The organism is Mesorhizobium sp. LjRoot246 (genome assembly GCF_964254115.1).
Classification (GTDB): domain Bacteria; phylum Pseudomonadota; class Alphaproteobacteria; order Rhizobiales; family Rhizobiaceae; genus Mesorhizobium.
The window spans coordinates 2888396-2909224 of record NZ_CAXUSN020000001.1 but is presented as its reverse complement, the minus strand read 5'-3'; the positions used below and the strand labels follow the sequence as shown (position 1 = coordinate 2909224).

The 20829-nt window shown below is 62.8% G+C and carries 25 protein-coding genes; 16 read left to right on the top strand and 9 right to left on the bottom strand.

Annotated features, from left to right (window positions below):
- Positions 1 to 152 precede the first annotated feature (152 nt).
- From ACSQ3L_RS14085 to ACSQ3L_RS14060, 6 genes are all read left to right on the top strand, one after another.
- Positions 153 to 1697 carry an FAD-dependent monooxygenase gene (locus ACSQ3L_RS14085; RefSeq protein ID WP_436163437.1) on the top strand — a complete coding sequence of 515 codons (1545 nt, stop codon included), beginning with the start codon at positions 153 to 155 and terminating at the stop codon, positions 1695 to 1697.
- A gap of 258 nt (positions 1698 to 1955) precedes the next feature.
- Positions 1956 to 2816 carry an FAD binding domain-containing protein gene (locus ACSQ3L_RS14080; protein ID WP_436160498.1) on the top strand — a complete coding sequence of 287 codons (861 nt, stop codon included), beginning with the start codon at positions 1956 to 1958 and terminating at the stop codon, positions 2814 to 2816.
- A complete protein-coding gene (locus tag ACSQ3L_RS14075; RefSeq protein ID WP_436160497.1) occupies positions 2816 to 3292 on the top strand; it encodes a (2Fe-2S)-binding protein in 477 nt (158 codons plus the stop codon). Before ACSQ3L_RS14080 ends, ACSQ3L_RS14075 begins: the two co-directional genes overlap by 1 nt.
- Before the next feature lie 2 nt (positions 3293 to 3294).
- On the top strand, positions 3295 to 5556 hold the full coding sequence (locus ACSQ3L_RS14070) for a xanthine dehydrogenase family protein molybdopterin-binding subunit (RefSeq protein WP_436160496.1): 2262 nt from the start codon (positions 3295 to 3297) through the stop codon (positions 5554 to 5556).
- Entirely contained in the window at positions 5556 to 5801 is a 246-nt protein-coding gene (locus ACSQ3L_RS14065) for a MoaD/ThiS family protein (protein WP_292643612.1), read from the top strand. The genes ACSQ3L_RS14070 and ACSQ3L_RS14065 overlap by 1 nt, the downstream gene beginning before the upstream one ends.
- Before the next feature lie 277 nt (positions 5802 to 6078).
- Complete coding sequence (locus ACSQ3L_RS14060; RefSeq protein WP_436160495.1) at positions 6079 to 6522, top strand: hypothetical protein; 444 nt, start codon at positions 6079 to 6081, stop codon at positions 6520 to 6522.
- Between the two features lie 4 nt (positions 6523 to 6526).
- Here the strand turns inward: ACSQ3L_RS14060 and ACSQ3L_RS14055 are convergent, their stop codons facing one another.
- The gene (locus ACSQ3L_RS14055; protein ID WP_126069824.1) at positions 6527 to 8149 is read right to left on the bottom strand and encodes an ABC-F family ATP-binding cassette domain-containing protein; all 1623 of its coding nucleotides are present in this window, start codon (positions 8147 to 8149) and stop codon (positions 6527 to 6529) included.
- A 258-nt stretch (positions 8150 to 8407) separates the two neighbouring features.
- Here ACSQ3L_RS14055 and ACSQ3L_RS14050 point away from each other — a divergent pair, with 258 nt between their 5' ends.
- A complete protein-coding gene (locus ACSQ3L_RS14050; protein WP_436163436.1) occupies positions 8408 to 8719 on the top strand; it encodes a hypothetical protein in 312 nt (103 codons plus the stop codon).
- A 238-nt stretch (positions 8720 to 8957) separates the two neighbouring features.
- Complete coding sequence (locus ACSQ3L_RS14045; RefSeq protein WP_436160494.1) at positions 8958 to 9587, top strand: glutathione S-transferase family protein; 630 nt, start codon at positions 8958 to 8960, stop codon at positions 9585 to 9587.
- Between the two features lie 5 nt (positions 9588 to 9592).
- Here the strand turns inward: ACSQ3L_RS14045 and ACSQ3L_RS14040 are convergent, their stop codons facing one another.
- The gene (locus ACSQ3L_RS14040; RefSeq protein WP_436160493.1) at positions 9593 to 10192 is read right to left on the bottom strand and encodes a YdeI/OmpD-associated family protein; all 600 of its coding nucleotides are present in this window, start codon (positions 10190 to 10192) and stop codon (positions 9593 to 9595) included.
- Between the two features lie 197 nt (positions 10193 to 10389).
- Here ACSQ3L_RS14040 and ACSQ3L_RS14035 point away from each other — a divergent pair, with 197 nt between their 5' ends.
- Positions 10390 to 11007, top strand: coding sequence for a hypothetical protein (locus tag ACSQ3L_RS14035; protein ID WP_436160492.1), 618 nt, complete (start codon positions 10390 to 10392; stop codon positions 11005 to 11007).
- A gap of 21 nt (positions 11008 to 11028) precedes the next feature.
- Here ACSQ3L_RS14035 and ACSQ3L_RS14030 read toward each other — a convergent pair whose 3' ends face one another.
- Entirely contained in the window at positions 11029 to 11502 is a 474-nt protein-coding gene (locus ACSQ3L_RS14030) for a cupin domain-containing protein (protein WP_436160491.1), read from the bottom strand.
- Positions 11503 to 11567: 65 nt separating this feature from the next.
- On the opposite strand from ACSQ3L_RS14030, the gene ACSQ3L_RS14025 reads away from it, so the two are divergent.
- Together ACSQ3L_RS14025 and ACSQ3L_RS14020 are read left to right on the top strand one after the other, a co-directional pair.
- Positions 11568 to 12029: a MarR family winged helix-turn-helix transcriptional regulator gene (locus ACSQ3L_RS14025; RefSeq protein ID WP_436160490.1), complete on the top strand. Its 462-nt coding sequence runs from the start codon at positions 11568 to 11570 to the stop codon at positions 12027 to 12029.
- 131 nt (positions 12030 to 12160) lie between these two features.
- Complete coding sequence (locus tag ACSQ3L_RS14020; RefSeq protein WP_436160489.1) at positions 12161 to 12889, top strand: SDR family oxidoreductase; 729 nt, start codon at positions 12161 to 12163, stop codon at positions 12887 to 12889.
- Here the strand turns inward: ACSQ3L_RS14020 and ACSQ3L_RS14015 are convergent.
- Entirely contained in the window at positions 12886 to 13866 is a 981-nt protein-coding gene (locus ACSQ3L_RS14015; protein WP_436160488.1) for a LysR family transcriptional regulator, read from the bottom strand. The two genes, ACSQ3L_RS14020 and ACSQ3L_RS14015, sit on opposite strands and share 4 nt — an antisense overlap.
- Before the next feature lie 16 nt (positions 13867 to 13882).
- The gene (locus ACSQ3L_RS14010; RefSeq protein ID WP_436160487.1) at positions 13883 to 14788 is read right to left on the bottom strand and encodes a S1C family serine protease; all 906 of its coding nucleotides are present in this window, start codon (positions 14786 to 14788) and stop codon (positions 13883 to 13885) included.
- A gap of 234 nt (positions 14789 to 15022) precedes the next feature.
- Here ACSQ3L_RS14010 and yghU point away from each other — a divergent pair, with 234 nt between their 5' ends.
- Complete coding sequence (gene yghU / locus ACSQ3L_RS14005) at positions 15023 to 15889, top strand: glutathione-dependent disulfide-bond oxidoreductase (RefSeq protein WP_436160486.1); 867 nt, start codon at positions 15023 to 15025, stop codon at positions 15887 to 15889.
- A gap of 51 nt (positions 15890 to 15940) precedes the next feature.
- Here yghU and ACSQ3L_RS14000 read toward each other — a convergent pair whose 3' ends face one another.
- The 4 genes from ACSQ3L_RS14000 to ACSQ3L_RS13985 all read right to left on the bottom strand — a co-directional run bounded on the left by ACSQ3L_RS14000 (position 15941) and on the right by ACSQ3L_RS13985 (position 17719).
- Entirely contained in the window at positions 15941 to 16114 is a 174-nt protein-coding gene (locus ACSQ3L_RS14000) for a hypothetical protein (protein WP_436160485.1), read from the bottom strand.
- Complete coding sequence (locus ACSQ3L_RS13995; protein WP_436160484.1) at positions 16077 to 16736, bottom strand: hypothetical protein; 660 nt, start codon at positions 16734 to 16736, stop codon at positions 16077 to 16079. The genes ACSQ3L_RS14000 and ACSQ3L_RS13995 overlap by 38 nt, the downstream gene beginning before the upstream one ends.
- Positions 16737 to 16934: 198 nt before the next feature.
- Positions 16935 to 17237 carry a DUF1236 domain-containing protein gene (locus ACSQ3L_RS13990; protein WP_436160483.1) on the bottom strand — a complete coding sequence of 101 codons (303 nt, stop codon included), beginning with the start codon at positions 17235 to 17237 and terminating at the stop codon, positions 16935 to 16937.
- Positions 17238 to 17509: 272 nt separating this feature from the next.
- Positions 17510 to 17719 (bottom strand): exopolysaccharide production repressor protein, encoded by a 210-nt coding sequence (locus ACSQ3L_RS13985; RefSeq protein WP_436160482.1) that lies wholly within the window; start codon positions 17717 to 17719, stop codon positions 17510 to 17512.
- A 252-nt stretch (positions 17720 to 17971) separates the two neighbouring features.
- Here ACSQ3L_RS13985 and ACSQ3L_RS13980 point away from each other — a divergent pair, with 252 nt between their 5' ends.
- The 4 genes from ACSQ3L_RS13980 (at position 17972) to ACSQ3L_RS13965 (ending at position 20691) form a co-directional block, all read left to right on the top strand.
- Positions 17972 to 18712 carry a sulfotransferase family protein gene (locus ACSQ3L_RS13980; RefSeq protein ID WP_436160481.1) on the top strand — a complete coding sequence of 247 codons (741 nt, stop codon included), beginning with the start codon at positions 17972 to 17974 and terminating at the stop codon, positions 18710 to 18712.
- 113 nt (positions 18713 to 18825) lie between these two features.
- Positions 18826 to 19113, top strand: a complete 288-nt coding sequence (locus ACSQ3L_RS13975) for a hypothetical protein (protein ID WP_436160480.1) — start codon at positions 18826 to 18828, stop codon at positions 19111 to 19113.
- 335 nt (positions 19114 to 19448) lie between these two features.
- Positions 19449 to 19655, top strand: a complete 207-nt coding sequence (locus tag ACSQ3L_RS13970) for a hypothetical protein (RefSeq protein WP_436160479.1) — start codon at positions 19449 to 19451, stop codon at positions 19653 to 19655.
- 736 nt (positions 19656 to 20391) lie between these two features.
- Positions 20392 to 20691, top strand: a complete 300-nt coding sequence (locus ACSQ3L_RS13965; RefSeq protein WP_436160478.1) for a DUF1236 domain-containing protein — start codon at positions 20392 to 20394, stop codon at positions 20689 to 20691.
- Positions 20692 to 20829 lie beyond the last annotated feature (138 nt).

Below are 20829 nucleotides of genomic sequence, written 5' to 3'. Positions count from 1 at the left end.
AAGTCCTTTCGGTAACGAAAGCTCTGGTCTTTGGCTTCGTGCACGAGATCCCCACGACGAACATCGGACGCTGATCGAGCGCCCAATCGTTCGTCCGTGTGGTGCTCAAGCTTGAGGAACGCTCCGGTCGAACATCGACCAAGGAGTCTTCCATGTATGAGCGACATTCCCCTCTCTATGACGTCGTAATTGCCGGAGCCGGCCCCGTCGGCTTGCTTCTTGCCTGCGAGTTGCGTCTCGCCAACCTTTCGGTCCTGGTGCTGGAGCAGGCCGAGGACCCGCACTCCCCCTTGAAACGGCTTCCGTTCGGTATGCGCGGCCTCTCGGTGCCGACCCTCGAAGCCTTCCATCGTCGCGGGCTGCTGAACGACATCGCGGCGCCGCAAAGCGCGAAGCAGGGCTCCGGCGGCGGCGCCGAGACCGTCCCGCATTGGATGCGGCAGCCACGCCGTGCGGGCGGCCATTTCGCGGGCATCCAATTCCACCTCGACGCCATCGACACCTCGAAATGGCCGTATCGCCTGCCGGGGCCGGCAGGCACCAGCATGATGGTCGAGATGGAGCATCTCGAAACCGCGCTTGCCGCGCGTGCAAGCGCGATGGGGGTCGAGATCAGGCGCGGCGTCGGCGTTGAAGACCTCGACCAGTCGGGGCAGGACGTGACCATCCGCGCTGGCGGGGAGACTTTTCGCGGACGTTGGCTCGTCGGTTGCGATGGCGGCCGCAGCACGGTTCGCAAGGCTGGCGGCTTTGAGTTCGTCGGCACCGATCCCGAATTCACCGGCTATTCCGTTGAAGTCGATATGGCCGATCCCGACAAGCTCAACCCGGGCCGCCACTACACGCCGACGGGCATGCACACTTATTCGCCGCCCGGAGTGATCGCGATGGTCGATTTCGACGGTGGCGCGTTCCACCGAACCCAGCCGATCACGCTGGAGCATGCGCAGGCGGTGTTGCGCCATATCTCCGGCACCGACGTCACGGTGACGGCGCTTCGGCTTGCCACCACCTGGACGGATCGCGCCTACCAGGCGACCGCTTACCGCAAAGGACGGGTGCTGCTCGCCGGCGACGCCGCTCACATCCATTCTCCTCTGGGGGGCCAGGGGCTCAATCTCGGGCTTGGCGATGCGATGAACCTTGGCTGGAAGCTGGCTTCCACGATCCGAGGCGACGCGCCGACCGGCCTGCTCGACAGCTATTTGAGTGAACGGCATCCGGTGGGGGCGCAGGTCCTCGACTGGTCGCGCGCCCAGGTCGCGCTCATGCGCCCGAGCCGCAGTTCCCGCGCGCTCGAAGCCATCATCCGCGACCTCATCGACACGCGCGACGGCGCGACATACTTCGCCGAGCGCGTGTGGGGAGTTTCTCTCCGCTACGATCTTGGCGGCAGCCATGGGCTCGTCGGCCGCAGTGCGCCGGACTTCGAGCTGGTCGACGGCACGAGGCTGGGAGAACTGCTCAGGGCGGGACGCGGCCTGCTTCTGGACTTCGACATCAGCTCTCCCCTTCAAGCGCTTGCAAGCCGCTGGAGGGAGCGGATCACCTATGTCGCAAGCAACGCCAAGGACCAGTTGGGCTTGAGCGCTGTGCTGGTGCGCCCAGACGGCGTCGTCGCTTGGGCCAGCGATGGCGCTCCTGAGCTTGTGGACGCTGTCCAGGCTATGTCGCGATGGTTCGGCGAACCCGACTAGGTGCGGACCGCATCGATCGCCTGATCAAGGCCGTTTCGGTCCAAAGGCGGACAAAAGCGAATGAGCGCACTTGATCCCCAACCGAAGTTTCCCGAAAATCATCCCAAAGCCGGTTGCTGCCATTCAGTGCGCCAATTTCGGTCTGTTGGACTTGATATTGCGGCGCCTGGCCTAATCGCCGCGGATGAGGAACCGGATAGCCATTGTGAGGAGACTGTTTATAACGGTCGCTGAAATGGCGATGACCAAGGGGAGACGATGCGCTACATACGTCCGCTTTCAATAGAAGATGCCGTTGGCCAGTTGGCCGGGTCGGCTGGCACTGCCGCCATCCTTGCGGGAGGCAGCGACCTCCTGGTCAGGATGAAGGGCGGCTTTGTCGAACCCGACCTCATCGTCGACATCAAGGCGATCGATGGCTTGAGCGAGATCCGGGAAACGGCTGAAGGCTTCAGCATTGGTGCCGCGGTCCCCTGCGCCGTGTTGGGTGAGAATGCTGCGCTGAAGAAGGCATGGCCCGGCGTCGTCGAAGCGGCCAAGCTGATCGGCTCCAAGCAGGTGCAGGGACGCTGCACCATAACAGGCAATCTCTGCAACGCCTCGCCGGCCGCCGACAGCGTACCGGCGCTGGTCGCCGCCGGCGCCAGGGCATCGGTTGTCGGGCCGGCGGGCCGTCGGACTATCTCCGTGCAGAGCGTGCCGACCGGGCCAGGCAAGACATCGCTCGCCAAAGGCGAGATCATCGAGGCGATCCTGCTCGACAAGCGCGCGCCGCGCTCGGGCGATGCCTATCTGCGTTTCATTCCACGCACCGAGATGGACATCGCGGTGGTCAGCGCCGGCGTGAACCTGACGCTCGATGAGCACGGTGTCGTGAAATCGGCCCGCGTGGCACTCGGTGCCGTGGCGGCGACGGTGATTCTGGTCGAAGAGGCGGCGGAGGTTCTCATCGGCTCCAAGCTGGACGAAGCGACGCTGGAGCGGCTCGCCAAGGTCTGCTCTGGGGCCTGTCGTCCCATCGACGACAAGCGCGGCACCATCGAATTCAGAAGAAAAGTCGCGGGCGTGCTGGCCAAGCGGGCCGCCACGACTGCCTATGCACGTGCGGGAGGCAAATGATGGCTGGAGTTGCGGTTTCAACGACAATCAACGGCGACGCTATCGAGTATCTTTGCCAGCCGGACGAGACGCTGCTCGACGTGCTGCGCGATCGGCTCGGGCTGACGGGCGCCAAGGAAGGCTGCGGCACCGGCGACTGCGGCGCCTGCAGCATCATCCTTGACGACCGGCTGGTATGCTCATGCCTGGTGCTTGGCGCCGAGGCTGAAGGCCGGCGCGTCGAGACCATCGAGGGCATGGCCCATGGCGATACGTTGCACCCGCTGCAGCAGAAGTTCCTCGAGCACGCCGCACTGCAATGCGGCATCTGCACGCCGGGCTTCCTGATTGCGGCAAAAGACCTTCTGGCCAAGAACCCAGACCCGACCGAGGAGGAAATCCGCTTCGGCCTCGCCGGGAACCTGTGCCGCTGCACCGGCTATGACAAGATCGTGCGTGCCGTCCAGGACGCCGCTAGCGTGATGAAGGGAGCGTGACCATGAATTTCGACCCGCGTTATTCGGCTCGCAACTTCGCATCGGTCGGCACGCGTCCGATCCGTCCCGACGGCGTCGACAAGGTGACCGGCCGTGCCCGTTACGGTGCGGACTTCAACATGGCCGGCCAGCTGGTCGGGCGCGTCCTCAGGAGCCCCCACGCCCACGCCACGATCAGGAAGATCGACACCTCGAAGGCGGAAAAGCTTCCCGGCGTGAAGGCGGTGATCACCGCGGCCGACCTGCCCGACCTCACCAATGGCGATGCCGCCATGTACGACATCCTCGACAACTGTATGGCGCGCAAGAAGGCGCTCTATGACGGCCATGCGGTGGCCGCGGTCGCGGCCGTGGATGCCCGCACGGCCAGGCAGGCGCTGAAGCTGATCGAGGTCGACTACGAGGTCTTGCCGCATGTCACCGATGTCGACGAGGCGGCGAAGCACACGGCACCGCTGATCAACGACACGATCTTCACCGAGGGCCTGGAGGAAAAGCCCGCCAAGCCGTCCAACATCTCCAAGCGCAGCCAGTTCGGCCATGGCGATGTCGGGACGGGTTTCGGACAGGCTGATTTCGTCGTCGAGCGCTCGTTCAAGACCGGGCAGACGCACCAGGGCTATATCGAGCCGCATGCCTGCGTGGCCAGTGTCAGCTCCGACGGCACCGCCGACCTTTGGGTCTGCACGCAGGGCCATTTCGTCTATCGCCAGCATTGCGCCCAGTTGCTTGGCATGGAAGCTTCCAAGCTGCGTGTCACCTCCTCGGAGATCGGCGGCGGTTTCGGCGGCAAGACCCATGTCTGGGCCGAGCCGGTCGCGCTGGCGCTGTCGCGCAAGGCCGGCCGCCCGGTCAAGCTGGTGATGACGCGCGACGAGGTGTTCCGCGCCTCGGGGCCGACCAGTGCCACCTCGATCGATGTCAGGATCGGCGCCCGCAAGGACGGCACCATCACCGCGGCCGAGGCGACGCTGCGCTATTCCTGCGGCCCCTATGCCGGCATGTGGGCCGAGATCGGCGCCATGACCGCGTTTGCCTGCTACAAGCTGGAAAACGTCAAGACGGTCGGCTACGAAGTGTTGGTCAACCGGCCGAAGACCGCCGCCTATCGGGCGCCGTCGGCGCCGATGGCGGCGTTTGCGGTGGAAAGCGCGATCGACGAGCTGGCCAAGGAGGTCGGCATGGATCCGGTCGCATTCCGGATCAGGAACGCCGCCCAGGAAGGCACGAGATCCTCCTACGGCCCGGTCTACGGCCCGATCGGCATCGGCCCGACACTCGAGGCGGTGCAGAGCCATCCGCACATGAAGGCGCCGCTAGGCAAGAACCAGGGCCGCGGCATGGCTTGCGGTTTCTGGTTCAACTTCGGCGGCCAGACCTGCACGGACCTCAACATCGGCATGGACGGCTCGGTCTCGTTGGCTGTCGGAACAGTCGATGTGGGTGGTTCCCGCGCTTCGCTGTCCTTGGTGGCGGCGGAGGAACTCGGCATCGACTATTCCCAGGTCAAGGCGATCGTCGCCGACACCTCCAGCCTCGGCTACAACGACATGACGGACGGCAGCCGTGGCACCTTCTCGTCCTCGATGGCGACCATCTCGGCCGCCCGCAACGCGATCAAGATCCTGCGCGATCGCGCCGCGCAGATGTGGGACATTTCCGTCGACGATGTGGTCTGGGAAAAGGGCCACGCGATCGCCAAGGGTGAGAAGCACGGCAATCTCGGCAAGCTGTCGCTGAAGGAGATCGCGGTCGAGTCGGGGAAAACCGGCGGACCGATCGCCGGCCACAGCGAACTCGTCGCCGACGGCGCGGGCGTCTCCTTCGCCACCCATATCTGCGATATCGAGGTCGATCCCGAGACCGGCGCCACCAGGGTGTTGCGCTACACGGTCGTGCAGGATGCCGGCAAGGCGGTGCACCCGACCTATGTCGAAGGACAGTACCAGGGCGGTGCCGCGCAAGGCATCGGCTGGGCGCTCAACGAGGAGTATATCTACGGCAAGGACGGGCGACTTCAGAACCCGGGCTTCCTCGACTACCGCATCCCGGTCTGCTCGGACCTGCCGATGATCGACACGCAGATTCTAGAGATCCCCAACCCCAACCACCCTTACGGGGTGCGCGGCGTCGGCGAGACATCGATCGTCCCGCCGCTGGCCGCGATCGCCAATGCGGTGTCGAATGCGGTCGGGGTGCGGATGACGCATATCCCGATGTCGCCGCCGCGCATCCTGGCGGCGCTGGAGGAACGGGCGGGCTGATGGTCGAAGTGACGCTCTGGGGGTCGCTTGGCGCGGCCGCCGGAGGCAAGAACAAGGTCGAGATCGAGGCCAAGGACATAAGGGAGCTGTTCAGAAAGCTGGCTGAGCAGTATCCCGGCCTCGAGCCGTTGATCGACCGCGGCATCGCCGTCGCCATCGACGGGACGATCTACCGCGACACCTGGTCGAAGGAATTGCCTAAAGGCTCCGAGATCTTCCTGCTGCCGCGTCTTGCCGGGGGGTGACAGGACAACCGTCTCGTTGCCAAGATCTGGCCTGTCACATGGACTCCAGTGAGGCGTCCCTATGACTGCCCTGGGTCAATGCCGCACTATATGACTCGCTCAGCTTCGCAGCCCCTGCGGCCCAAGCGCCTGCCGTCGGCTTCGTGGCGCCCCGTAGCCAGATTCAGGGTCGCATGCCTGGAACCAATGACGGACGAGACTGTTCAGTTGTAACTTTGATACGACGCCGACATCCCGGCCGATTGGGGCAATGCGGCGACCTTGAGGAGTTCTCATCATGAAGATTTCGTCCGGATTTCGTTCAATCGCGGTTGCCGCCGCCATCGCCGCTGCGAGCGTCAGCTTTGCCAGCGCCGCACATGCCGACAGCGGCACCATTCGCTTCGCCGTCTACAAAGCGGCCTTCTTCGTCGGTGGCTCCGGAGGCGAGGGAACGCTGACCTTCCACGGTCGCCGTTATCCGATCTCGGTCGGTGGCGTCTCGGGCGGTCTCGCCTTCGGAGTTTCCAAGACCTATTTCCAGGGCACGGTGCGCCATATCAGGCGCGCACGCGATGTGACCGGGGTCTATGGTGCGGCGGGCGGTGGCGGCGCGCTCGGCAAAGGGGCTCAAGTGATCGTCATGAGCAATGACAAGGGCGCGCAACTCGAACTGACGGGCAGGCAGGTCGGCCTGCAAGTCAACGCCGATCTCAGTGGCATGAGCATCTCGCTGCGGTAAGGGCCTAGCTCCTCAACCCCGGCGCTTCCTGCCCCGTCCGCTCGACATATTCGGTATAGCCGCCGCCATAGGTGTGGATGCCTTCGGGCGTCAGTTCCAATACGCGGTTGGACAGTGCCGCCAAAAAGTGCCGGTCGTGCGAGACGAACAGCATGGTGCCTTCGTACTGCGAAAGCGCCGTGATCAGCATCTCCTTGGTGGCGATGTCGAGATGGTTGGTCGGCTCGTCGAGTACCAGCAGATTGGGCGGGTCGAACAGCATCAGCGCCATCACCAGACGCGCCTTCTCGCCGCCTGACAGGACGCGGCACTTCTTCTCGATCTCGTCGCCGGAAAAGCCGAAGCAGCCGGCGAGCGCGCGCAACGGCGCCTGGCCAGCCTGGGGGAATGCATCCTCCAGCGTCTGGAACACGGTGCGCTCGCCTTCCAGCACTTCCATGGCGTGCTGGGCAAAATAGCCCATTTTCACACTTGGCCCGCGCGCCACCGTGCCGGTGTCGGGATCGGAAGCGCCGGCGACCAGCTTCAAGAGCGTCGACTTGCCGGCGCCGTTGACGCCCATGATGCACCAGCGCTCGCGGCGGCGGACCTGGAAGTCGAGCCCCTCATAGATGGAGCGGCTGCCGTAACCCTTGTGGACGTTCTTCAGCGTCACGACGTCCTCGCCGCAGCGCGGCGCCGGCTGGAAATCAAAGGACACGGTCTGGCGGCGCTTGGGCGGCTCGACGCGGTCGATCTTGTCCAGCTTCTTCACCCGGCTCTGCACCTGTGCGGCATGGGAAGCGCGCGCCTTGAAGCGCTCGATGAAGGCGATCTCCTTGGCCAGCATCGCCTGCTGGCGCTCGAACTGTGCCTGCTGCTGCTTGTCGGCGATCGCCCGCTGCTGCTGGTAGAATTCGTAGTTTCCCGAATAGGCGGTCAGCGAGCCGCCATCGATCTCCACCACCTTGTTGACGATGCGGTTCATGAACTCGCGGTCGTGCGAGGTCATCAACAGCGCGCCGTCATAATTCTTCAGGAAGGATTCCAGCCAGATCAGGCTCTCCAGGTCGAGATGGTTGCTCGGCTCGTCGAGCAGCATCGCGTCGGGCCGCATGAGAAGAATGCGGGCCAGCGCCACGCGCATCTTCCAGCCGCCGGACAGCTTGCCGACATCGCCGTCCATCATCTCCTGGGAAAAGCCGAGACCATCGAGCACTTCGCGGGCGCGGCCGTCCAGCGCATAGCCGTCGAGTTCCTCGAAACGATGCTGCGCCTCGCCATATTTTTCGATGATCTCGTCCATCTGGTCGGCCTGGTCGGGATCGGCCATGGCCGCCTCGAGCGCTGCCATTTCAGCCGCGACTTCAGAGACCGGACCGGCGCCGTTCATCACTTCGGCCACAGCGCTGTGGCCTTCCATGTCGCCGACATCCTGGCTGAAATAGCCGATGGTGACGCCGCGATCGACCTGCACCTGACCCTCGTCGGGCTGTTCCTGGCCGGTGATCATGCGAAACAGCGTCGTCTTGCCGGCGCCATTGGGGCCGACGAGGCCGATCTTCTCACCCTTCTGCAGGGACGCCGACGCTTCGATGAAGACAAGCTGACGGCCGTTCTGCTTGCTGATGCTTTCCAGTCTGATCATGCGGTTTCCGGGGCTATGCCTGCGATGAAAGGATTTGCCCGGCGCCTTACGCGAAGGATGGCCGCAAAGGAAGAGGCGCAAGCGCCGCAGACTGCCGATCTCCCCCACGAGGGAGGAGATTGGCAGCTTCACCACCAGACACACTCCAGAAACAAGATTCAACACTCCGGAAAAACTGGCGAAAACATCGCCTGTCATAACCATCCCCGCAGCGGCCGAAGCGGTCTGCGGCACAACGCAAAGCGATGGTCCCGAAACATGCAACGACGTTCGACCGGATGGATGGCTGCCCTGACAGGCATTTCGCTCGCCATGCTTGCGGTCGCACAGCCGGGTGCGGAAGCGGCGGTTACCCGAAGCGAATATTGCAACCGGCTCGGTCTTCAACTCGACGGGGCCATTCAAACGAAAGCCGAACCCGGAGCCAATGCCAGGGAGATCGCCGAGGCAACCGCGCTCCAGGACAAGGCGAACCGGTTTTGTGCCGAGCGCAAGCAGGCACAAGGCATCAGGACCTTCGCCAACGCCCTGAAGCTTCTTGGAGTGACGCCGGTCAACCTGAACCAGTGAACAACAGCCGTCAACCGTTTGGCTTCTGATATCCTCCCGGGAAAAGGCCGCCGCTCGCGAAAGCGAGGGCAGCTTTTTTTGACTACGCAGCTCCATAACGTGTGTAAAAACAAATACTTATATCGGTTCGACGATTCAAGACTTGCGGCCGGCTTCGGTCTTCGCACCGACGCAGGAATCGGGTGTCGGTTGGCGGTACGACATGCGATTGCTGATCTGCCACAGCAGAGGGACCGCCATGCTCACGCTTCATGATTATTTGCCATCGCAGAATGGCTGGAAGGTCCGGGTCCTCCTCGGGCTGCTCGACATCGCCTATGACAATCGCCTTGTCTCGATTTTCGAGGGCGAGAGCCGCACCGGCGCCTTCCTTGAACTCAATCCGGCCGGTGCCGTCCCCGTGCTTCAACTCGAAGACGGGAGCGCCATCGCCGAATCCAACGCGATCCTCACTTACCTCGCCGAAGGAACGCCCTTTCTGCCTTCGGACCGTTTTCGGCGCGCCAAAATCATGCAGTGGCTGTTCTTCGAACAATACAATGTCGAACCGGTCATCGGCTCGCTGCGCTTCTGGACCTTGACTGGACGGCTCGAGCGCAACCAGGGCATGGTTGCCGGCAAGCGCGAAGCTGGAGCCCGCACCCTCGCCGCACTCAACCGAAGCCTTGGCGACACCCCGTTTCTCGTCGGAAACGATTTCACGATCGCGGATATCGCCGTCTATGCCTACGCCCATCGCGCCGAGGATTGCGGCTTCTCGCTGACGGACTACCCGGCTTTCACCGCGTGGACCGGCCGCGTGCGCGACGCCATTAGTCCCGGTTATCCCGTGCACCCTTACAGCATCGATCCGCACTCGGGCGCCTGAGGGGCTTACTTCCTGCCTTGCGGATGGATCGTCTCGCCGCGCTTCAGCATCGCCACAAACGTCTCGATCTTCTTCTTGCGTCCAGCCTCGGTCTTCATGTTGTGGGTGCGGAAGGCGAGCGCGAAGCGGTTCTGTGCGCTGAGTTTTTCAAGCATCGCCTTTGCGGCGGGTTCGGCGTCGATTGCCGCTTGCAAGTCATCGGGGATTTTCATCTTCTTGCCGCTGCCATAGGCGCGCGCCCAGCGCCCGTCCGCCTTGGCCGCCTCGACCTGTTTCAGCCCATGCTCGGTCATGCGGCCCTCCTCGATCAGCCCTGCGACATTGTCGACGTTGATCAGGCTCCAGATGCTCTTCTTGCTGCGCGGCGTGTAGCGCTGCAGAAAACTCCGGTCGTCCAGCCCCTTGCGCACCGCATCGATCCAGCCGAAGCACAGCGCCACGTCGATGGCTTCCTTGGGCGTGATCGATTTCAATCCCGACCCCACCTTGTGCACCTTGATCCACACTTCGGTTTCCGTAGCGTGGTGCTTACCGAGCCAGGCGTAGAAGCTGGCGGGATTCGCGAATTCGTGGACCTTGTCCGGATCGACCTTGACCGGCGCCATCAGCCGGCCTGCTTGTTTAGTGCTGCTCGCGCCATCATGTCTCCTGCTCTCACCGCCTATAGCCTCCGGCATCTTGCCGCCCATCGTCAGTTTCCGTCAGCGCGCTGCCGCAAAGTCCGCGGAAGAAGAGAGCGCGCGCGATATTCCCCCACCATGCTATAGGACCGCAAGGTGTCAGGCTGGGGGAATGTGCCACCATGAAATCTCTGTTGCTCGCCTTTGTGCCCTTGCTGCTGCAGTCGACCCTTGCCCTTGCCGAGCCGATCGAAACCCGGAAAATCATCACCGCTGTAACCGGCGACTTCAACGGCGATGGCGCTGTCGACCTTGCCATGGTGGTCGAGACTGAGCCTGGCCATCCCATGGACGTCCACTTCTTCCTCAGGGACAAGGAGCACAATTACCTCAAGCCCATTGAGATCGTGCACGAGCTGATCCGCGGCGAATGGAACAACTACGACCGGCCGGGCTACGAGAACTCCGACACCGAGCCGGAACTGACGATGCTGCCCAACGGCTCGATCAAATTCTACCTGCCGGCGATGCCGATCGGCAGCGAACGGACCGACATGACGCTGACCATCGCCTGGCGCAACGGTGCCTTCATCGTCGCCGGCTTTGCTTATGACTATTATGACTATATGAAGGAGAATGCCGAAAGCGCCTGCGAGTACAATGTGCTGACCGGCAAAGGTACCAGCAGCGAAAAGCAGCCGGACGGCAGCACGAAGCACAAGATCCTCTCGGTCGAAGGCCAGACCATCGCCTTCAAGGACTGGAACCCGGGCACCACCTTCACCGCTTGCGGCGAGTGACCGGCGCCTCTTCGACCGACTTCAGGTTGGTGGCGGCGCTGCAGGCGTCAACCCGTGGCGGCGCATGATGTCCATCATCCTGGCCTTGTCCGGCGGACCGCCAGCGGCGGCGTAGAACATGGCGAATATCTCGCGGAAATAGTCCGGGCCGATCGCCGCCGGTGTGACGACACACAGCGCCTTCGCATCCATGCTGCCATTGTTGTCGAAGCGATGGACAGCGCCACGCGGAATGCACAGCGCCTCTCCCGGTCCGACCTCGATCGCCTTGCCGTCGACGGTCCAGGTCAGCACCCCGTCAATGCCATAGATCGTCTCTTCACAGTGATCATGGCTGTGCGCCGGCGCCAGCAGCCGCAACCCGCTGGCCACCTTCAACTCGAAGGTGGCGATGCTGCCGTTCGAACTGTCGCCCGTCACGAGGAAGTGAACCGACAGCCCTTTGTCGCCGATGGTCTCGTCGGCTGGATTGACCTGAAGATTCATGACTGACATTGCGCAAACCCCTCCGGTAAACTACATTTACCAGCTATCAGTAAACTCAATTTACCGGATCGTCAATGGCCACCTCAACGGAAGTTCTGCAGACCAAGACCGAGAACCTGTTGATCGGCGCCCTGCTGCGCGTGCCGGCACAAGCGATCCAGCGGCGGCTGATCAAGGAGCTCAACGCCGCCGGTTTCGACGAATTGCGCCTGCCGCATATGGCGGTGCTGCAGTTTCCCGGACCGGACGGCGCGCGGCCTGGCACCATCGCCGAGCGTGCAGGCATGAGCAAACAAGCCATCAACCAACTGCTCAGCAGTCTCGAAGGGTACGGTTATCTCGTCCGCTCCGACATTCCCGGCGACGGCGGTGCGCGCGTGGTGCGGTCCACCGAACGCGGCCATGCCGCCTTCTGGAAAATGGTCGATATCCTGCGCGACATCGAGGAGGAGTGGCGCATCGAACTTGGGCCGGAGCGCTTTGCCCAGCTGAAAGCTTTGCTGTTCGTCGTCTGGGAAAGTCCGCTGGTGCGTTGAGCCAGAGGCGGCGCCCATGTGCAGCTGACACAATCGGCATTTCCGATGGCGCCATCGGTTTCTTCCGTTTCCCCTCACCGCGCCTACCTGCCAATTCCTTGCCTTGTCCATCCAAGCAAAGGCAGAGCGATATGAACATCTCGAGACGGAAAATCCTGATCGTTGGCGGTGGCTCCGGCATGGGCCTGGCGCTGGCGCGGCGCTGCGTCGAGGCAGGAGCCAAGGTGATCATCGCCGGGCGCGGCGAGGACCGGCTGCGGCAGGCGCGCGAGGCGCTTGGCAACCCCGCCGGGCTGGAGATGGCCGCCGTCGACATCACGTGCGAAGATCAGGTCGCAGCTCTGTTCGCAGGGATCGGCGACCTCGATCACATCGTTAGCACCGCAGCCGACATCGAAGGCGCCTACCAGCTGTTGCCGGCGCTTAACCTGAAGGCGGCGCAAAAGGTGATTGAGAGCAAGCTCTACGGCCCGCTCCTGCTCGCCAAGCACGGTGCGCCGCGGCTGACAGCGACCGGCTCGATGACCTTCGTCTCCGGTATCGCCGCCTACCGGCCGGCCGCGCGCGGCTCCGTCGTTGCCGCTGTCAATGCGGCGCTCGAAGGGCTGGTGCGAGCGCTGGCCGTGGAACTCGCGCCAATCCGCGTCAATGCCGTGTCACCCGGCTGGGTCGACACCACCATCTGGGTGCAGGTGGCCGGCGATCGCAAGGACGAGACGCTGGCTGCGATGGCCGAGCGGCTGCCGGTCGGGCGGATCGGCCAACCCGACGACATCGCCGACGCCATCGCCTTCGTGATCGGCAATGGCTTTACGACGGGCACGACGCTGCATGTCGAGGGCGGGCACCGTCTCGTCTAGCGTGCGGCCGCTCCATCAGGAGTTGTTTGCAAACAAGGTCTTGGAGCGGCTCGCCGATTCAAGTCCTGAACCAGCCCTGGCGGCACCAGCGTGTCGCGCGCAGCGGCGAGCAATTGCTTGAGCGCCGGCGGCTGGACGCGCCGGCGTCGCCAGATCATCGCCAGCGGCGCCGTCCGCACCTGGCCGGGCCAGGGCATTTCGACGATGTCGCCACGCGCGAGCGCGTCCGTGACGGCAAGGCGCGGAACGAAGCCCAGCCCCGCGCCGGCCGCTACCAGCCGCGCAATGGCGCCGATGCTGCCGACCTCCGTGGCAAGTTTTGGCGCGGCGACACCTGCCTCGGCAAAGGCCGTGTCGAACATGTGCCTGTAGATGCATCCGGGCTCCGTTGCCACGAAGGAGAGCGTGGCAAGTGCTGCCAGGTCATGCTCTGCGCTGCCCTGCCCCGGAGCCGCGACCAGCACCAGCGGTTCGGCTGCTATCGGACGCACGGAGAAGCGTTCATCGGAGGCGGTCTTCGCCTCATCACGACGGTCGAAGCAGAACGCGACATCGATTTCGCCATCCTCCAGCTGGCGCAGCAGCGCGCCGCTGCCCGCCACCTTCATCCGAACGGTGATGTCGGGATGGCCGGCCTGGAACCCAGGCAGCCAGGGCGCCAGCCGGGCGGACGCAATCGTCTCCAGTGCGCCGATCGCCACCTGCCCGCTTGTCTGACCTGTGACCGCCTGCACTGCCGCGCGCGCCTCGCCATCGAGCCGCAGCAAATCCTCGGCGATCGGCTTCAGCGCCAGTCCTGCCGGCGTCAGTTCCAATCCTGTTTTCGAGCGCGTGAACAGGATCGCACCGAGCTCGGCCTCGAGTGTCTGGATCTGGTCGCTGACGCTCGATTGCGCGAGGTGGACCGCCTCGGCGGCGCGCGTGACGTTGCGGCGGCGTGCAACCGCGAGGAAAGTCTTGAGCAGTCTCGGGTGCATCGCGTGGCTAAATCGCCTATTGCAGCTGCGGCTTTTTCAGAAAACTGCCGCGGTCGGCTGATTTGACGCGCAGCCAGGTTTCGCGTCCGTCGCGCAGCACCCGCATCGGTATCTCGGCACCGGCCGAGCCGCTCTCCCACAGCTTGCGGTAAAAATCGGCCAACCCATCGACAGCGCCGTCGCGGATGTCAGAGATGATGTCGCCTTCGCGCAGGCCGGCCTTGGCCGCCGGGCCGCCTTCGGTGACGCTCATGACCACCACCTTGCCGTCGCTTTCGGCCGACAAGGCGCCGAGCCACGGGCGCGGCGGTTTGGCCACCTGCCCGCGCGTCAGGAGATCGTCGAGTATAGGCGGCAACAGATCGATCGGCACCACCATGTTGATATCGGCAACCTCACCGTTGCGGCTCATCTGCAGGCGCAGCGAACCGATGCCAAGCAGCGAGCCGTCGGCCCCGAACAGCCCGGCACCGCCCCAGGACGGATGCGCCGGCGCGATGAAGATCGCCTCGTCGAGCAGATACTCCCAGTAGCCCGCGAATTCCTGCTTGGTGACGATCCTGGCCTGCACCGACTGACCGATGCCGTCGGAAAGCACGACGGCATCGCCGACCTTGGCCTTGCCGGCATCCCCCAGCGCCACCGCCGGCAGGCCGAGCGGTGCCAGCGCCTGCACCAGCCCAAAGCCGGATTCCTGGTCATAAGCCAGCGCGTGCGCGGGCACGACGCGGCCGTCATGGCTGGTCAGCCAGACCTCTTCCGCCTCGGTGATGAGATAGCCGATGGTCAGCACCAGGCCGTCATTGCGAATGACGACGCCGCTGCCTTCCCTGAGCGTGCCCAGCGCCCCGGCCGTAAAGGCATCTTCGGGAACGGTGGCCCGCACGGCAACGACCGAGCGCGGATTGGGATTGATGGTCATGCTTTTGTCCTGGGTGGGCTTTGGTGACATCTTCTATAGGTATGCCACGTTCTATAGGTATGCCACGGACGGGAAGGCGCAAGGGTGAGGAGAAGCCGAATTGCAGATGGTGGCGCCGCCCCTCACCCGACAATAGTTCAACGCAAGTTGAACTTCCGCGTTTGCAGCCCTAATTGTAATTGGTTAAGCCCACCCGTTCCCGCCCCATCCTTCCCCGCGACACGAGGCCCCGAGATGACCGACTATACCCCGCCGAAAGTATGGACCTGGAACAAGCCGAGTGGCGGTGCCTTTGCCAGCATCAACCGGCCTATCGCCGGGCCGACGCATGACAAGGAACTGCCCATTGGCAAGCATCCGCTGCAGCTCTATTCGCTGGCGACGCCGAACGGCGTCAAGGTGACAGTCATGCTGGAGGAGCTTCTGGCGCTTGGCCACAAGGGCGCCGAATATGACGCCTGGCTGATCCGCATCAACGATGGCGACCAGTTCGGCAGCGGCTTTGTCGAGGTCAATCCCAACTCCAAGATTCCGGCTCTGATGGACCGCAGCGGCGCCACACCGGTGCGCATCTTCGAGTCCGGTTCGATCCTGGTCTATCTCGCCGAAAAATTCGGCGAATTCCTGCCGACCGAACAGCCGGCCCGCGCCGAAGTGCTGTCCTGGCTGTTCTGGCAGATGGGCTCGGCGCCGTATCTGGGCGGCGGCTTCGGCCATTTCTACGCCTATGCACCGGAAAAGTTCGAATACGCCATCGACCGTTTCTCGATGGAGGTGAAGCGCCAGATGGACGTGCTCGACCGCCGGCTGGCTGTGTCGGAATATCTCGGCGGCAAGGATTACAGCATCGCCGACATGGCGGTGTGGCCCTGGTATGGCGGGCTGGCACTTGGCCGCATGTACAATGATTCCGCCGAGTTCCTGTCCGTGCACGAGTACAAGCATGTGCAGCGCTGGGCGCAGGCGATCGACGCACGGCCGGCGGTCAAGCGCGGCCGCATGGTCAACCGCGCCTTCGGCGAGCCGGCCATGCAGTTGCACGAGCGCCACGACGCCAGCGATTTTGAGACGAAGACGCAGGACAGACTGGCGGCGGAATGACCTGAGGGACAACGAGCTGATCTCCCTCGCTGTCGAGGGAGGCCGGCAGCCTCAACTCACCCGCCTGTTCTCCACAGCCGACATCCACAGCCTGTCGATGTCGGCAAGAAACGTCTCATCGATCTCGTCGAGATGGTTCCAGTACATGCCGTCCTCATAGAAATAGCCGAGGTCCCTCTCGATCTCCTCAGCCTGTTGGGGCCTTGTCGAGCTGGATGTTGCCAAGAATTTCCGCCTTCATGTCGGCAATCCGCGTAAGCGAAAGGTCACCAAGTTCGTCGAAGCCGAGCCTGGGAAAAACCAGCCGGCTGCGCGGCAGGTCGGACAAATTGATGCACAGGCAGCCGTGCTTCAGCGCCTGGACAAGCAGGCGCGCCGACTTGGCTTCAAGGTTGCGCAGGGTGACGTCATCGCGCAGCGGATCGGCACGGCCGACGCCATAGAAATGTGTCTTATCCGGCCGATCGTAGATCATGTCGCAGCCCAGGAATGCCAGCACATCGGGCTTCTGGCTAAGAATGGTCCAATATGCAGCGGTTAGCGCCATCGTGGCGCCGGCATAGACGAAGCCGCCGAAGGCGTTCTGCGCCGGAACATACTGCGTGGCGCTGAATATCCGAGACTGCCGCAAGGTCGCGTCGTGGGGCAGCCGGTCCGACGGGAAATCGCCGGCATGGACGAGGAAATCCCAGTCGGGGCGCACCCGCCAGGCATTGTTGATGGCGACGATCCGGCTGAACGCCTGCTTCGGCCAAGGCTCGCAACGCACCGCGTCGGGCGCGCTGCCAAGCAGAAGCAGGATGCGGGGTGCGTCATCGCGAATAGTCTCGATGGGCGGCATGATCATCGAAGGACTTCCAGGTCTCGATCGAAAAACCGCACAATTGCAACCTGCATCCTGGCGGACGACTTTGCCAGCCTAATGCGCCGCTGAGCAGGCCACGGCAAAGCCCACTTCCAAAAGAAAGCCCGCCACCGACGCGATGTCGAGGCGGGTTTTCCCAGGTAAGTCCGACGCCGGTAATCTCCGTGTCGGGGTCATCGCTTAGCGCAGCACCTCGACGATCTGACGGGTATCGGGATCGACCAGGACGGTCCGGTGGTTGATCACGGCGACGCGGTATTTGACCTCGGGCACCTCACGCAGTTCGACCGTATCCGGCACCGACGAACCGAGCTTGAGTTCAACGCCCAAAAGGTTCACCGAGGCAAGCGGCTCCCTCTTGATGTATTCGCGAACGACCGTCTCCTGCTGCGGCTGGACGACGACGACATTTTCCGCCAGCGCCGCACCAATACCGCCCATCAGGACGACCGCGGCCGCCGCGCTTGAAAGATGAAGTTTCATGACAACCTCCTAGCGGTTAACTGATATTCCGCCCTGAATGGAAACTCCATCGCCGCCGTGAGGTTCCATTTCAAATTCCGAAATTCAGAACGCCACCGGATCAGCCATGCTATTGGCGGTTGCTGACCATATATCCAACAGCCAGCGCGAAAACAGCTTCAAGGTTTCGCGGATAAATTGTTAGATGGTCGATACTAGTGTGGAGAATGCATAAATCCAAGAAGCTTGTCTGGCGCACGCGCGAGTGGATGGGCCGGTAGGGTTACCCGGCCTCAAAACCAGACACCGTCGCGATGCAGCGGCGGGACGGCGTCGACTGGATCCTGGCTCGTCGCGACATGGTTCGCGCGCCTGAAGATCAGCCGCACGACGAGCACGAAGTAACCGACCTGCAGGATAAGCAGCGTCGCTATCGTCCAGGCAAACGCCTCCCAGAAAGACCCGGTGGCCAAGTAGGTCCAGACCGCAACAATGACGGCCATGGCTGACATTCCCACAAGAAACTGTCCAAAATACATCGGTCCCCAAAATCGTCGAAACCGCCCCGGTTCCAGCGACTCCCTGTCCCAATTCCCATTCCCACGGACAACGTTCCATTATTTTAGCAACTTCGCAACTATGTGATCGCTCGCCGGGTATGCCCTCGCAAAATTTGTTGCGCGCCGGCCTGGTCGGGAGCAATTTGATGCTCACGGACTGGGGTAGCGGAGAAAACGAGTCCGAGGGATGGGAAAATGACGCTCAAACTGATCGGGGCCGGTTTCGGCCGCACCGGCACGTGGTCGACCTTTGCCGCGCTGAACAGGCTCGGCTTGCCAGCCTACCACATGCAGGAAGTGATCATGAACAAGGCCAACAAGGGCCATCTCGATTTCTGGCGCAAGGTGGCCAACAGCCCGCCAGGCAGCCAGCACGACTGGAACCGCGTGTTCGCCAACTATACAGCCACCGTCGACAATCCCGGCTGCTGCGTGTGGAAGGAATTGATGGCCGCCTACCCCGACGCCAAGGTGTTGCTGACGCTCCACCCGCGCGGCGCCGAAGCGTGGTATGAGAGCACGATCGACACGATCTACTTCACCGAGAACGTCTGGCAGTTCAAGATCCTGGAATGGCTGACGCCGTTCGGCCGGAAATTCGGGGACATGTCGAGCAAGCTGGTGTGGGGCCGCACGCTGAAAGGCGCAATGGACGACCGCATCAAGGCGGTGGCGCGCTATAACGCCTACGTCGAAGAGGTGAAGGCAGCAGTGCCGCCGCAAAAGCTGCTGGTCTACAAGGTGACCGAAGGCTGGGGTCCGCTTTGCGAGTTCCTGGGCGTGGCCTTGCCCAACGAACCCTTCCCCAACCTCAACGACCGCGAGACGATCAAGAAGATCATCCGCGACATCATCAAAGGCTCCTATGTCATGCTGGGGCTGGCGATCGCAGCGATAGTGGCCGTGGTTGCGGTGCTGTGGTGGTGGTTAGGCTGACGCGCAAGCCGTCGGCAACCCAAAAGCAAGCCCGGCCTTTGCTTGTCGGGCACGGGAACAAACACCGGCACCCCGAGTTTCGCCCCCAGCCTTTTCAAGGATTGGAGGCCAGCATGGCACCGCGCAGCAAACCAAGCATCGACATCGAAGATGACGCACCGCAAGCCGATGGCCCAACCATCGAGCAGCAGGATTGGGAGGCAGTCAAGGGCGGCCGGATCCTGCCCGACTCCGCGCCGGCAAACGGCGACATGCGCTACGGCACCGAGAAGGATGGCGATCTGCCCGATGAAGATGACGACAACGCCTACCAGGAGAGCGACGACGCCCTGCCCGACGACGAGGAAGAGGCAGCGATACGACGCCATCCGACTCGCGAGGGGCGGTTCGATGAGACGTGAGCCTCTCGTCGCTTGAGATGTGACGGTCTGTTGTTGAACTTGCCAAAGCCACACTTTCCATGCCTGTTTTGCGGGCGAAGGCGCTTGGCCGGCTAAGTTTTCTGCCTGGTATTATATCAGTTTTGACTAAAATAGCGGAACGTCCAAGGGACATTGCCGGAACTGAACAAGGCCCCTTGGACCTTTGCGCTCAGCACCTAAGACCTTGGTCCTACAGAAAAAAGCAAAAGCCCGATGTGACCGATTGAAGCCAAGACAAGGGAACATCGGGCCTCGCTTTGCCGTTTGTCGCGAAAGCTCCGGTATCGCCGGGACTGTGTCAGGAGAACAGCGCGATGCCCCATCGTTCAAGCATCGTCAAAACGGGCCATGGGCCGGGCACGGCGATCGCCGTGCTGATGGTCGGATTGATGGCGGTGGGCATCGTGTTCCTCGCTCTCGGTGGTTCGCTCTACTTCGGAGAGCAGCCATCGGATCAACACGCGCTATCTTCGCTGCCCGCCCGATCGGTTCAGGCGGCCAATGGCAGAGCGGCGAATTGATCGCGCCCGACGGTTTGAGCTTGCATTAACATTAGATATAACTAATATATAATCGGCCGGCGACCGCCAGAAGTCGGCTGGCCCGGCGTGCCTCCCTTGCACCTGGCCGCCGGGCCAGTTTTCACCTTGCCGGCTTATCAGCGATCGGCCAGGCAACCTCATCTTCTTCGGGTTGTCGGGTCGAAGGCTGAAGTTATCAATGGATGAGAGAGCGCAAGGATGGATCCAGCACCTGGAACATCGGCCGCTGCGCCGATTGGGCGGCCTGCGACTGCAAGAGCCGCCGCCACTGCAATGCCAGACACTGCTGCCATCAAGCAGGCAGCCCCGGCGCATGGTGAAAATTGAGGATTCGCGAGCCGCCGAAGCAGCTCGCGAATCCTATCAGCGCAGGAAGGGACGTAGCTGCGCCGACCCACGACATGTCAGCCAAGGACTATTCCCATCACCAAGAAGGTGACGGCTGTCGCGAAAATCGGTGCAAGCAACCAGCGCGCTTGGCCAACACTTTTATCCATCTGCTTTCTCCGAATTTGCGAGAGACAACAGCCGCGAGCAACAGGCCGTTCCAGCCGCTGCCCTCGGTAAGACCAATGCGCTTTCGAACCCGACTTAAGTCGCAAGCCTCGTCCGACCGAAGCCCAAGGCGAGGAACATTTTTATTTGGCTCAAGTTCAGAAGATCACGTCAGCGTAGGACGATCCTGTCATGTGCTGACCTCACAAGGAGAAACGGCATGAGAAAGCATCTAACGGGCGCCGCAGCGGCGCTGTTGCTGTTGGCCGGAGTCGGCGCTGTCGCGGCTCAGGACGTTATCATTGAGCCGGAACAGGACACGATCATCCGCGAGTACGTGAAGAAGCAGCCCCTCGCTTCGGTTAAGATTCCCGGCGTGGAACTGAATGTCGGAACTGCTCTGCCGGACACGGTCGAACTTCATGAGGTTCCCAACGTCAAATACCGCTATGTGGTGATCGACAACCGCACGGCTCTGGTCGATCCGGGCACCCGCAAGATTGTGAAGGTCTACGACTGACCTTCGAATTGACCCAAGCCCGCCGCCAGTCATGGCGGCGGGCTTGCACATGCCAGCTTCAGTCAAGACGAGTGAAGCTGTGACGTCCCCTGTCTTGGGCGGTCGGATTGATGGTGGCGATCTGATAGCAGCATCGTT